The 12,311-nt window shown below is 75.8% G+C and carries 10 protein-coding genes; 7 read left to right on the forward strand and 3 right to left on the reverse strand.

What is annotated here, in order from left to right:
- Window positions 1–113: 113 nt before the first annotated feature.
- Window positions 114–461 (reverse strand): alkyl sulfatase C-terminal domain-containing protein, encoded by a 348-nt coding sequence (locus AC067J_RS38550; RefSeq protein ID WP_478307438.1) that lies wholly within the window; start codon window positions 459–461, stop codon window positions 114–116.
- A gap of 166 nt (window positions 462–627) precedes the next feature.
- Here AC067J_RS38550 and AC067J_RS38555 point away from each other — a divergent pair, with 166 nt between their 5' ends.
- From AC067J_RS38555 to AC067J_RS38570, 4 genes are all read left to right on the forward strand, one after another.
- The gene (locus tag AC067J_RS38555; protein ID WP_478307439.1) at window positions 628–1,578 is read left to right on the forward strand and encodes a hypothetical protein; all 951 of its coding nucleotides are present in this window, start codon (window positions 628–630) and stop codon (window positions 1,576–1,578) included.
- 100 nt (window positions 1,579–1,678) lie between these two features.
- Window positions 1,679–1,966 (forward strand): hypothetical protein, encoded by a 288-nt coding sequence (locus AC067J_RS38560; protein WP_478307440.1) that lies wholly within the window; start codon window positions 1,679–1,681, stop codon window positions 1,964–1,966.
- Window positions 1,967–2,028: 62 nt separating this feature from the next.
- A complete protein-coding gene (locus AC067J_RS38565; RefSeq protein ID WP_478307508.1) occupies window positions 2,029–2,835 on the forward strand; it encodes a TlyA family RNA methyltransferase in 807 nt (268 codons plus the stop codon).
- Window positions 2,836–2,927: 92 nt separating this feature from the next.
- The gene (locus AC067J_RS38570) at window positions 2,928–3,833 is read left to right on the forward strand and encodes an NAD kinase (RefSeq protein ID WP_478307441.1); all 906 of its coding nucleotides are present in this window, start codon (window positions 2,928–2,930) and stop codon (window positions 3,831–3,833) included.
- A 21-nt stretch (window positions 3,834–3,854) separates the two neighbouring features.
- Here the strand turns inward: AC067J_RS38570 and yczR are convergent, their stop codons facing one another.
- On the reverse strand, window positions 3,855–5,366 hold the full coding sequence (gene yczR / locus AC067J_RS38575; RefSeq protein WP_478307442.1) for a MocR-like transcription factor YczR: 1,512 nt from the start codon (window positions 5,364–5,366) through the stop codon (window positions 3,855–3,857).
- 136 nt (window positions 5,367–5,502) lie between these two features.
- On the opposite strand from yczR, the gene yczE reads away from it, so the two are divergent.
- From yczE to AC067J_RS38590, 3 genes are all read left to right on the forward strand, one after another.
- Window positions 5,503–6,237: a membrane protein YczE gene (gene yczE / locus AC067J_RS38580; protein WP_478307443.1), complete on the forward strand. Its 735-nt coding sequence runs from the start codon at window positions 5,503–5,505 to the stop codon at window positions 6,235–6,237.
- A gap of 106 nt (window positions 6,238–6,343) precedes the next feature.
- The gene (gene recN / locus AC067J_RS38585; protein WP_478307509.1) at window positions 6,344–8,077 is read left to right on the forward strand and encodes a DNA repair protein RecN; all 1,734 of its coding nucleotides are present in this window, start codon (window positions 6,344–6,346) and stop codon (window positions 8,075–8,077) included.
- 448 nt (window positions 8,078–8,525) lie between these two features.
- On the forward strand, window positions 8,526–9,707 hold the full coding sequence (locus AC067J_RS38590) for a glycosyltransferase family 4 protein (RefSeq protein WP_478307444.1): 1,182 nt from the start codon (window positions 8,526–8,528) through the stop codon (window positions 9,705–9,707).
- Window positions 9,708–9,762: 55 nt separating this feature from the next.
- Here AC067J_RS38590 and AC067J_RS38595 read toward each other — a convergent pair whose 3' ends face one another.
- Entirely contained in the window at window positions 9,763–11,763 is a 2,001-nt protein-coding gene (locus AC067J_RS38595) for a glycoside hydrolase family 15 protein (protein WP_478307445.1), read from the reverse strand.
- Window positions 11,764–12,311: the final 548 nt, after the last annotated feature.

Below are 12,311 nucleotides of genomic sequence, written 5' to 3' on the forward strand. Positions count from 1 at the left end.
CCGAGCGGGGCTAGCCCCCCCGCTGCCCCGGCGCGGCCCCCGCCCGGGGGCCGGCCCGGGGCGGGGGCCCGGCCCGGGTCCGGAGATCGCCCGGTCGGCCGGGCGGCCCGTGGTCAGAGCAGGGTGCGCAGCCGCAGCAGGTCGCGGAAGCCGGCCTCCAGCTTGACCCGGCCGCCCGCCCAGGCGGAGGCGAAGGCGAGCCGGCCGCCGACGAGCGCCAGCAGGTCGTCGCTCGACATGGTGAGTCGTATGTCGGCTTTTTCGGCGGGGGTGCCGGGCGCCTCCCGGAGGTCCTGGATGCTCCCGCCGCGCAGGCGCCCGGTGAAGGTCAGGTCGAGGTCGGTGATCCGGCAGCTCAGCGAACGGTCCAGGTCGGCGGCCTTGCGGACGTCCCCGGTGGACGTGCCGATGTTCCGGCTGAGCTGTTCCAGCGCCTCGCGGCACTCCTCGGCGTTGGCCATGGTGGCGGATCCACTCCCCTGTACGGGCCGGGTACGGCGGCGGGTGACTGCCGGGCCACGGTACCGCAGGCGGGTTTTGGCGGTAGCGTCGTCGGTGGGATGCCCGGATTCGCCCGGGCACCGACGGCGACGACGCGATGCGCGCAGGCGAATGGGAGGCACCCGGATGCTGCCGAAGACGGTGCGAGGAGCGGTGGAGGCCGCCGCCGTACTGGTGGAGGAGGTCGGCAAGCGGGTCGTCGGGACGGCGGCCGGTCTGCTGGAGAAGGGCGGGATCGACGTCGCCGACGTCGAGCGCCGGCTCGGCGGGCAGTTCCCGCCGTCCGCGCGGTCGTTGCAGACGCTGGCGGGCGAGGCGGTGACCGCCGGCCGGGCCGGGGTGGACCTGGCGGTCGGCGTGGCGCGCGGCGAGGTGGAGAAGGTCTTCGAGAAGGTCGGCGACCAGGTGACCAAGGTCGGCGTGGTGCTGGCCTACCTGGAGAGCAAGCTGCGCGAGGTCGACGAGGACGGCGCGCCCCGGCAGCCGGAGCCCGGACCCGCGCCCGCGCCGCGGGCCGGGGGGCTGTTCGAGAACGGCTGGGAGGACGAGGAGGTGTCACCGGCCGACCGGTCGGCCGCCGGCGGCCCGGCTTCGGCGGGCGGGTCGGCAGGGTCCGAGCGGATAGCGGTCGACGAGCCGGTGGAGGTTGACCCGCCGGTGCCGCCGACCCGGGTGGCCACTGCGGGGACGTCCGCCGCGCCGAAGCCCGCAGCTCCCGCACAGGGCGCCGAGGAGAAGTCCGCCCAGGCGCCGGCGAAGAAGGCCGCTGCCGGGAAGCCCGCGGCCCAGGCGCCGGCGGTGAAGAAGGCGGCCGCGAAGAAGGCGGCTGCCAAGAAGACGGCCGCGAAGAAGACGGCGGCCGGGGCCGGGGACAAGCTGCCCGTCGCGAAGAAGGCCGCCGCCAGGAAGACGGCGGTGAAGAAGACGGCGGTCAAGCGGACCTCGACCGCGAAGAAGGCGCAGCCGGGGGAGGCGAAGCAGCCCTCCGGTCAGGAGCCGCCCGTCAAGCGGACGGCGACCCGGAAGACGACCGTCCGTCGGACCACGACCACGAAGAAGCCCGAGCCCGATGCCTGAGCCCGACGCCGGTCCGGTGCCCGTCGCCGTTCCGGTCCCTGATCCCGTTTCCGCTTCCGTACCCCTTCCCGGGTCCGCTTCCGGCGCCGGTCGGGACTCCGTGTCCGCGACGGATCCCGGGTCCGCGGCCGCGTCCGCACCGCTCTCCTCCTCCGCCGTGCCGACCGCCGTGCCCTCCGCCGTGCCGACCGCCGTGCCCTCCGCCGTGCCGACCGACGAGCCGGCGCCGCTCGGCGTCGACCTGGCCCCCACCGGCCACCCGGCGGTGGATGCCGGCCTGGCCCGGCTGGAGGCGCTGGACGGGGTGCCGACCGATGCGCACGTCCCGGTGTACGAAGATGTTCACCAGCGGCTCGCCGACACGCTGGCCGCTCTCGACCGGGACTGACCGGGAGCGGCCCGGACCGACCGGGCGACGAACCACCTGTAGGAGCTGAAACACCAGTGGCAGTGGCACGACGCCGACTCGACGCGGAGCTGGTCCGCCGCAAGCTGGCCCGGTCCCGGGAGCACGCCTCCGAGCTGATCGCGGCAGGCCGGGTGACCGTCGGCGGCACCACCGCGACCAAGCCGGCCACCCAGGTGGAGACCTCGGCGGCGGTCGTGGTGGCCGAGGACGAGAACGACCCCGACTACGTCTCGCGCGGCGGTCACAAGCTCGCCGGGGCGTTCGCGGCGTTCGTGCCGCAGGGCCTGGTCGTCGAGGGCCGGCGGGCGCTGGACGCGGGCGCGTCGACCGGCGGCTTCACCGACGTGCTGCTGCGTGCCGGGGCGGCGCACGTGCTGGCCGTGGACGTCGGCTACGGGCAGCTGGCCTGGTCGCTGCAGAGCGACGACCGGGTCACCGTGATGGACCGCACCAACGTGCGCGAGCTGACCCCCGAGCTGATCGGCGGCACCCTGGTCGACCTTGTGGTCGGCGACCTCTCGTTCATCTCGCTGGGCCTGGTCCTGCCGGCGCTGGCCGGCTGCGCCGCCGAGGGCGCGGACCTGGTGCTGATGGTCAAGCCGCAGTTCGAGATCGGCAAGGAGCGCCTCGGCAGCGGCGGGGTGGTGCGCAGCCCGCAGCTGCGCGCCGAGATGGTGCGCCAGGTCGCCGGGCAGGCGTGGGCGCTGGGGCTGGGCGTGCGGGCGGTCACCGCGAGCCCGCTGCCCGGTCCGTCCGGAAATGTCGAGTACTTCCTCTGGCTGCGCCGGGACGCGCCGCAACTGGACCCGGCGGAGGCGGACCGGGCCGTCGCCGAAGGCCCCCGATAGGCTGCTCTGCGGACGTCCGGTCCGTCATGCTGGGTGGCGCGGCCGTACCGGGCCGAGGACGACCCGGCCGGCGTAGGGAGAGGGCAGCGGGCATGAGTGACGAACGTACGGTGTTCTTGATCGCGCACACGGGCCGCGAGGCGGCGCTGCGCAGTGTCGAGGGCCTGGTGCACGGTCTGCTGAAGGCGGGGATCCGGATCAGACTGCTGGCCGCCGAGGCGGTCGACCTGGACCTGCCGGACGGCGTGGAGCGGGTGGCCGGGGGGCCCGGCGCGGCGGACGGCTGCGAGCTGATCCTGGTCGCGGGCGGGGACGGAACCCTGCTGCGCGGCGCGGAGCTGGCGCGCGAGCACGGTCTGCCGATGCTCGGCATCAACCTGGGCCGGGTGGGGTTCCTCGCCGAGGCGGAGCGGGACGACCTGGCGGTGGTGGTCGAGCGGGTGGTGGACGCCGACTACGAGGTCGAGGAGCGGATGACCCTCGACGTGATCGTCCGGACCAACGGCGATGTGGTGCACCACGACTGGGCGTTGAACGAGGCGTCGATCGAGAAGGCGGCCCGGGAGCGGATGCTGGAGGTGGTGACCGAGGTGGACGGCCGTCCGGTCTCCAACTTCGGCTGTGACGGGGTGGTCTGCGCGACGCCGACCGGGTCGACCGCGTACGCGTTCTCCGGCGGCGGGCCGGTGGTCTGGCCGGAGGTGGAGGCGCTGCTGATGGTGCCGATCAGCGCGCACGCGCTGTTCGCCCGGCCGCTGGTGACCTCGCCGGACTCGGTGCTGGCGGTGGAGGTGCAGCCCAAGACGCCGCACGGGGTGCTCTGGTGCGACGGCCGGCGCTCGGTGGAGCTGCCGGCCGGCGCCCGGGTGGAGGTCCGCAGGGGCCAGACGCCGGTGCGGCTGGCCAGACTGCACCGGGCGCCGTTCACCGACCGGCTGGTGGCCAAGTTCGCGCTCCCGGTGACGGGTTGGCGCGGCCGGGCCGAGACGAACTGCTGATCCGGGGGAGTTGACGGGGCGTCACACCGCCAGCGGGTGGCTCTCGTCGGCGCCGTGCCAGCGGCCGCCCTCGGCGGCCCGGGCGGCGACGGCGGCGAGCCGCTCGACGGCGTCGGGCACGGCGGCGGCCGGCACGCTGAGCGGGATCCGGATGTGGCGCTCGAAGGCGCCGTCCGAGCCGAACCGGTTGCCGGCCGCGATCCGGACCCCGCCGTGTTCGCCGGCCCGGGCCAGCGCCGCGCCGGAGAGCGCGCCGGTGGAGACCCAGAACGACAGGCCGCCGGGCGGGACGGCGAACCGCCACCGCGGCAGGTGCTCGCCCAGGGCGGTGGTGAGCGCCCCGGCGGTGTCCCGCAGCCGCGCGAGCTGGTGGGCGCGGACGGCCGGCAGCTGCCGCTCGTCCAGCAGCTCGGCGGCGATCAGCTGGTCCAGCACGGGGGCGCCGACGTCGCTGTAGACGCGCTCGGTGGCCAGTCGGCGCACCAGCGCCGGCGCGGCCCGCACCCAGCCGATCCGCAGGCCGCCCCAGAGCAGCTTGCCGGCCGAGCCGACCGTGACCACCTGGGCCGAGCGGTCCAGCGCGGCGGTCGGGCGGGGCAGCGGGGTGTCCTCGGGGACGCCCCAGCCCAGCTCGGCGGTGGTCTCGTCGGCGAGCACCAGCGTGCCGGCGGCCCGGGCGGCGGCCAGCAGCTCGCGCCGCTGCTCCTCGCCGACCAGCGCGCCGGTCGGGTTGTGGAAGTCCGGGATCACGTAGGCGACCCTGGGTGCGGCGCCGCTCAGCACCCGGCGCCACTCGGGGAGGTCCCACTCCGGTCGCGCCGCCCCGCCCGGCCAGGCGTAGGGGACGGGCACCAGGCGGGCCTCGTTGAGCCGCAGTGCCTGCAGGGTGTGGGCGTAGCTGGGCGCCTCCACGGCGACCCGGTCGCCGCGGCCGATCAGCGCCCGTTGCACCAGGTGCAGGGCGCCCATCGCGCCGATGGTGATCAGGATCTGGTCGGGGGTGGTGGGCAGTCCGCGCTCGGTGTAGCGGCGGGCCACCGCCTCGCGCAGGACCGGGACGCCGGTGGGGTAGTGGCCGTGCCCGGCGGCGTACGCGGGCAGTTGCTCGACGGCGCGGGCGGCTGCCGCGGAGAGGAAGGGCTGCGGGGCGGGCAGTGCGGCCACGCCGAGGTCCAGGGTGCGGCCCTGCTCGTCGGGCGGCACCGGGTGCAGGGCGTCGCTGGGCGGGGCCGCGCCCTCGGGCAGGGCGGTCCAGCTGCCGGAGCCGCGCCGGCTGCGCAGGTAGCCCTCGGCGCGCAGGGCCTCGTAGGCGGTGGCGACGGTGGTGCGGCTGAGCCGCAGGGCGAGGGCGAGTTCGCGTTCGGCGGGCAGCCGGGCGCCGACCGGGAGGCGGCCCTCGGAGACCAGCAGCCGGACCTGGCCCGCGAGCGTCCGGTACGCGGGCCGGCGGGCGCTGGCCGGTTCGGGCAGCCGGGCGGTGTCGAGCAGCCGGGCGAGCGCCGGGGGAGTGATGGTGGTCTGCCAGTCGGCCATCGCTAATCAGTCCACTTGCTCGTGATTGGCCCTGGAGTGGGCGTTATTGGCCTGGCCATCATGGCAGGGCGGCCGTCGAGTCCGCCACTGCCGGGGACGCGTCCCCGAACGTGCAGCACCACCTGCCGGAGATTCCATGGCCACCACGACCACGCCCCCGACCTCGCCGACGACCACGCCCCCGACCGCGCCGCCGGAGCGGCCGGGGTTCGCCGTCCGGGTGCTCGGCGACACCCACGCGCTCGGCCGCCGCCTGCCGCAGCTCTTCCTCGGCCTCGCCCTCTACGGCGCCAGCATGGGCCTGATGCTCCGCTCCGGGCTCGGCCTCGACCCGTGGGACGTCTTCCACCAGGGCCTGCAGCGCACCGTCGGCCTCTCGGTGGGCGCCTGGGTGACCATCTGCGGCGCCCTGGTGCTGCTGCTCTGGATCCCGCTGCGCCAGCTCCCCGGCGTCGGCACCGTCTCCAACGTGCTGGTGATCGGCGCCGCGATGGACCTCACCCTGCGCGTCGTCGACGGACCCGGCCCGCTCGCGGCCCGGATCGCGCTGATGGTCGCCGCGATCACCCTCAACGGCCTCGCCACCGGCCTCTACATCGGCGCCCGGCTCGGCCCGGGCCCGCGCGACGGCCTGATGACCGGCCTGCACCGGCGCACCGGCCGCTCGCTGCGGCTGATCCGGACCGGGATCGAGCTGACCGTGCTGGCCGCGGGCCTGCTGCTCGGCGGCACCGCCGGCGTCGGCACCGTCGCCTACGCGCTGGCGATCGGCCCGCTCGCGCAGTTCTTCCTGCCCTGGTGCACCGTCCCGACCGCCGCCGGGTCCGCGGCACGCAGCGGGCCGGAAAACGCCACCCAAACCCCCGCGTAAACGCCCCGGAACGGATGAACTTCCGGGCACCGAGTTGCCGCGCGTCGTTGTCGCTCGTCGCGCGGCGGGGGCGGAACCTCGTAAGGTCGTCTCCGTGTTGGACGAGATGCGGATACGGGATCTTGGGGTCATCGACGACGCGGTGGTCGAACTCGCCCCCGGCTTCACCGCCGTGACCGGCGAGACCGGGGCGGGCAAGACCATGGTGGTGACCAGCCTCGGCCTGCTGCTCGGCGGCCGCGCCGACCCGGGCCTGGTGCGCAACGGCACCGGACGCGCGGTCGTCGAGGGCCGCCTCGAACTGCCCGAGGGCTCCCCGGCGGCCGCCCGCGCGCTGGAGGCCGGTGCCGAACTCGACGACGGCGCCCTGCTGATCAGCCGGACCGTCTCCGCCGAGGGGCGCTCCCGCGCCTACGTCGGCGGCCGGGCCGTCCCGGTCGGCCTGCTCGCCGAACTCGGCGAGGACCTGATCGCCGTGCACGGCCAGACCGACCAGCAGCGGCTGCTCCGCCCGGCCCGCCAGCGCGGCGCCCTCGACCGGTACGCCGGTGCGGCCGTCGCCGAGCCGCTGGCTCGCTACCGCGAGGTGTACCGGCGGCTGCGCGAGGTCTCCGCGACCCTGGAGGAGCTGACCACCCGGGCCCGCGAGCGCGCCCAGGAGGCCGACCTGCTCCGCTTCGGCCTGGACGAGGTCGCCGCCGCCGAACCGGTCGCCGGTGAGGACGAGGAGCTGTCCGCCGAGGCCGAGCGGCTCGGCCACGCCGACGCGCTCTCCTCCGCCGCCACCCTCGCGCACGCCGCCCTGGCCGGCGACCCCGCCGACCCGGAGGCGCTGGACGCCGGCACCCTGGTCGCGCAGGCCCGCCGCGCCCTGGACGCCGTCCGCCACCACGACGAGCGGCTCGCCGCCCTGGCCGACCGGCTCAACGAGGTCGGCTACCTGCTCGCCGACGTGGCCGGCGACCTGGCCGGCTACGCCGACGACCTGGACGCCGACCCCGTCCGGCTGGCGGGCGTCGAGGACCGCCGGGCCGTCCTGGCCCAGCTGCTGCGCAAGTACGGCGGCCCGGAGAACTCCCTGGCCGAGGTGCTCGCCTGGGCCGAGACCGGCGCCACCAGGCTCGCCGAGCTCGACGGCGACGACGACCGGATCGACGAGCTCGGCGCCCGGGAGACCGCGCTGCGCGCCGAGCTGGCCGACCTCGCGGCCGAGGTCTCGACCGCGCGGCAGGCCGCCGCCGGCCGCTTCGCCGAGGCCGTCTCCGCCGAACTCGCCGAACTCGCCATGCCGCACGCCCGGGTCACCTTCGCGATCAGCCAGGTCGACGACCTGTCCGGGATCGAGGTCGAGGGCCGGACCGTCGCCTACGGCCCGCACGGCGTGGACGAGGTCGAGGTGCTGCTCGCCCCGCACCCCGGCGCCCAGCCGCGCCCGATCGCCAAGGGCGCCTCCGGCGGCGAGCTCTCCCGGGTGATGCTCGCCGTCGAGGTGGTCTTCGCCGGGGCCGACCCCGTCCCCACCTACCTCTTCGACGAGGTGGACGCGGGCGTCGGCGGCAAGGCGGCGGTCGAGATCGGCCGCCGGCTCGCCAAGCTGGCCGAGAGCGCCCAGGTCGTCGTGGTCACCCACCTGCCGCAGGTGGCGGCCTTCGCCGACCGCCACCTGGTGGTCGAGAAGACCAACGACGGCACGGTGACCCGCAGCGGCGTCAAGGTACTGACCGACGAGGAGCGGGTGCGCGAGCTCTCCCGGATGCTGGCCGGCCTGGAGGACTCCGAACTCGGCCGGGCGCACGCCGAGGAGCTGCTGGCGGCGGCCCGGGCTCCCCGCCCCCGCTAGGGCGTGTCTGACAATTCCCGCCGCGCGCACGACGCCGGGCATCCCGGCTGGACGCACCGCCGAATCGTCCAAGTACGTCCAGTACGAGGGCGCTCCGGCGGCACGCCCAGCCGGGCGCCCAACGCCGCGCGCTGATGCGACGCGAATTGTCAGACACGCCCGAGGGGTTGTCCGACCGAACCGGGACGGCCGCCGCCGTCCCGCCGCTCCGTGGCCCCGGTGACCCCGGGTGGCGGTCCGGCGGGGCGGGCGGGGCTCCCCGGCCGGTCCCGCCGGACCGGTCCGCCGACCGGCCCGCGCGGGCCCGCCACGACGCGCCCCACCGGGGGCGCCGACTGTCCAAGAGGGCCGCCGACCTGGCATGGTGGCGGCTGGACACTGGCTTTCCAGTCCCGGGCGCCGCAGGCGGGAAACCCCCGCCGCAGGCGCGCGTACCTGATCGAGTCGGATGCGAGACGACGTGGACCATTCCGCCGCCCGGGCCACCGCGGCCAGCCCCGAACGGGGGCAGCTGCAGGTGGTGCTCGTCCTGGCCGCCAGCACCGGCGGCATCGGTGCGCACGTGCGCTCCCTGGCACAGGGCCTGGTCGCGCACGGAGTCACCGTCACGGTGTGCGCCCCCGCCGGCACGGACGCGCTGTTCGGCTTCTCCCGAACCGGCGCCAGGTTCCACCTGGTCGACATCACCCCCACCGCGGGGGCCCGCAGCGACGCCACCGCCATCGGCGAACTGCGCCGTGCCTTCACCGGCGCCGACGTGGTGCACGCCCACGGCCTGCGCGCCGCGCTCCTCTCCGACCTCGCGCTGCGCACCGCCGGCCGCTTCCCGGGCCTGCGCCCGGAGACCCCGCTGGTGGTCACCTCGCACCACGCGCTGCTGGCCACCGGCATGGAACGACGGCTCCAGCGGCTGATGGAGCGCCGGGTGGCGCGCGCCGCCGACCTCGTCCTCGGCGCCTCCTCCGACCTGGTGGCCCGGGCCCGCGAGCTGGGCGCCACCGACGCCCGGCTCGGACCGGTCGCCGCCCCGCCGACCCCCGGGGTCCGGCTGGAGCGGCCCGCGGCCCGGACGGCGCTGCTCGGCGACGGCCCGGACCGGCCGCTGGTGCTCGCCGCCGGCCGGCTCGTCCCGCAGAAGGCCTTCGGGCTGCTGCTGGACGCCACCCGCGAACTCGCCGCGCTGGACCCGGAGCCGCTGCTGCTGCTCGCCGGCGACGGACCGGAGGCCGCCGCGCTGCGCGAGCGGACGGCCGCCGAGAAGCTGCCGGTCCACCTGCTCGGCTACCGCACCGACGTGCCGGACCTGCTGGCCGCCGCCGACCTCCTGGTGGTCTCCAGCCGGTGGGAGGCCCGCCCGCTGGTCGTGCAGGAGGCGATGCGGGCCGGCGTGCCGGTGGTCGCCACCGCCGTCGGCGGCATCCCCGAGCTGGTCGGCGACGCCGCCGTGCTGGTCCCGCCCGGCGACCCGGTCGCGATCGGCCGGGCGGTCCGCGAGCTGCTGTCCGACCCGGCGCGCCGCGAGCGCCTGGCGGAGGCCGGCCGGCAGCAGGCGGAGACCTGGCCGGACGAGGCCGCCACCGTGGCGCAGGTGCTCAGCACCTACGACGAGCTGGTCCAGCGCAACCGCTGAACGCCGCCGGGCGCGCCCGTCCGGCGGGTACGCCCCGGCCGCCGGGCGCGCCCGCTCAGACGGCGGCCTGCTCGGCCGTCCGGTCGGCGGCCGCACCGTCCGGCTGGGCCGACAGGTAGGCGCCGCCGCAGGCCGTCAGCCGCAGCGCGGTGTCGATCAGCGGGACGTGGCTGAAGGCCTGCGGGAAGTTGCCGACCTGGCGCTTGAGCCGCGGGTCCCACTCCTCGGCGAGCAGCCCGAGGTCGTTGCGCAGCGAGAGCAGCCGGTCGAACAGCTCGCGCGCCTCCTGCACCCGGCCGATCATGGCGAGGTCGTCGGCCAGCCAGAACGAGCAGGCCAGGAAGGCGCCCTCGTGGCCGGAGAGGCCGTCGACGTTGTTGCCGTGGTCGTCGTGGGTCGGGTAGCGCAGCACGAAGCCGTCCTCGGTGGACAGTTCGCGCTGGATCGCCTCGATCGTCCCGATCACCCGCTTGTCGTCCGGCGGCAGGAACCCGACCTGCGGGATCAGCAGCAGCGAGGCGTCCAGCTCCTTGCCGCCGTAGTACTGGGTGAAGGTGTTGCGGCCGGGGTCGTAGCCCTTGTCGCAGACGTCCCGGTGGATGGTCTCGCGCAGCTCGCGCCAGCGCTCCAGGTGGCCGTCGGTGGGCGCGTCCTCCGGGTTCTGCTCCAGCAGCTTGATGGTGCGGTCGACCGCCACCCAGGCCATCACCTTGGAGTGGACGAAGTGCCGGCGCGGGCCGCGGACCTCCCAGATGCCCTCGTCCGGCTCCTGCCAGTGGTCCTCCAGGTACTCGATCAGGCGCAGCTGGAGGTGGTGGGCGTGGTCGTTGCGGACCAGTCCGGTCATGTGGGCCAGGTGCAGTGCCTCGACGACCTCGCCGTAGACGTCCAGCTGGAGCTGGCCGGCCGCGCCGTTGCCGACCCGGACCGGCTGGGAGCCCTCGTAGCCGGGCAGCCAGTCGAGGGAGGACTCGGTGAGCTCGCGCTCGCCGGCGATGCCGTACATGATCTGCAGGTTCTCCGGGTCCCCGGCGACCGCGCGCAGCAGCCACTCGCGCCAGGCCTTCGCCTCGTCCCGGTAGCCGGTGCGCAGCAGCGAGGAGAGGGTGATCGCGGCGTCCCGCAGCCAGGTGTAGCGGTAGTCCCAGTTCCGCTCGCCGCCGATGTCCTCGGGCAGCGAGGTGGTGGGGGCGGCGACGATGCCGCCGGTCGGGGCGTAGGTGAGGCCCTTGAGGGTGATCAGCGAGCGGACCACGGCCTCCCGGTACGGCCCCTGGTAGGTGCACTGGCCGGCCCAGTCGTGCCAGAAGTCGGCGGTGGCGTCGAGCAGCTCCTCGGCGGCGGGCGCGGTGGGCGGCTCCAGGTGGGAGGCCTGCCAGGTGAGGGCGAAGGCGATCCGCTCGCCGGCCGAGACGGTGAAGTCGGCGTAGGTGGTGAGGTTGCGGCCGTAGGTGTCGGCCTCGCCGTCCAGCCAGACCGAGTCGGGCCCGGCCACGGCGACCGTGCGGTGGCCGCCGTCGGGCTGCTCGACCCGGTGCACCCAGGGGACGACCCGGCCGTAGCTGAACCGCATCCGCACCGCCGAGCGCATCCGGACGGTGCCGGCCACGCCCTCGACGATCCGGATCATCTGGGGGACGGCGTCCTTGCCGGCGAGCGGTCGCGGCGGCATGAAGTCGATCACCCGGACGGTGCCGCCCTGGGAGTCCCACTCCTGTTCCAGGATCAGCGAGTCGCCCCGGTAGCGGCGCCGGTCGGCGGGCACCGCGGGGGCGGCGGCGGTCGGCGGCGGCACGCGCAGGTCACTGGTGTCGGTGAACTTGAGCCGTGCGGCGGCCGGGGCCGGGTCGGCGGCCGGGGAGGGCAGTTCGGTGGCCACCGCCTCCGCGGGGCCGATCCGCCAGAAGCCGTGTTCGTCGGTGCCGAGCAGGCCGGCGAAGACCGCCGGCGAGTCGAACCGGGGGAGGCAGAGCCAGTCCACCGCTCCGTCCTTGCTGACCAGGGCGGCGGTCTGCATGTCCCCGATGAGTGCGTAGTCCTCGATACGGCCGGCCACGTGGATCTCCAGTTCGCAATGTGGTCACGACGCATCGGCGATCCGAGGGGGAGCCAGCGGTTCTGCGCGGCCGGAGGCCACCCCGGGACGTCCGGCCCTCCGTGGGGTGGTGGGGGCCTTGCTGGAGTGTCCGCGAGGGCTCGGTCGAGCCTCTGGGTGGGTGGGGAGGAGCGGGAAATACGGGGAGGTCCGGTCGCGCATCGGGGACCGAGAGGCGTCCTGACCCTCCCACGCCCTCCGCGTGCTCGTGTTGTCGGCGATGCGTCCGTGCAGCTTACGACGGACGAAAGGGGCGAAGCACGCGGGCGCCGCCCGGTGTGGCGCCGCAATTCGGCGGAAATACCGCGCATCGTGGGGACGCCCGCCAGGATGGCCCGGAAGGATCAGCTCCGGATGGCTCGAACAGAGGAGCCGCCGATGGCCCGGCCGAGCAGTCCCGAGTGGCCCGCCCGGGCCGGTGGTGCGACGGGTGTGACGGCTGCGCCGGGTGGTGCGCCGGTGGTGCGCCAGGCGTGCGCCCCCGGAGTGTTCCCGGCGGGCCCCGGCGG

It is taken from the genome of Kitasatospora sp. NPDC042419, from assembly GCF_056437345.1.

Bases quoted from the DNA above. Each gene is read 5' to 3' on its own strand.
- AC067J_RS38550 (WP_478307438.1), bottom strand. From the start codon at position 461: ATGGCCAACGCCGAGGAGTGCCGCGAGGCGCTGGAACAGCTCAGCCGG.
- AC067J_RS38555 (WP_478307439.1), top strand. From the start codon at position 628: ATGCTGCCGAAGACGGTGCGAGGAGCGGTGGAGGCCGCCGCCGTACTG.
- AC067J_RS38570 (WP_478307441.1), top strand. From the start codon at position 2,928: ATGAGTGACGAACGTACGGTGTTCTTGATCGCGCACACGGGCCGCGAG.
- yczR (WP_478307442.1), bottom strand. From the start codon at position 5,366: ATGGCCGACTGGCAGACCACCATCACTCCCCCGGCGCTCGCCCGGCTG.
- yczE (WP_478307443.1), top strand. From the start codon at position 5,503: ATGGCCACCACGACCACGCCCCCGACCTCGCCGACGACCACGCCCCCG.
- recN (WP_478307509.1), top strand. From the start codon at position 6,344: ATGCGGATACGGGATCTTGGGGTCATCGACGACGCGGTGGTCGAACTC.
- AC067J_RS38590 (WP_478307444.1), top strand. From the start codon at position 8,526: ATGCGAGACGACGTGGACCATTCCGCCGCCCGGGCCACCGCGGCCAGC.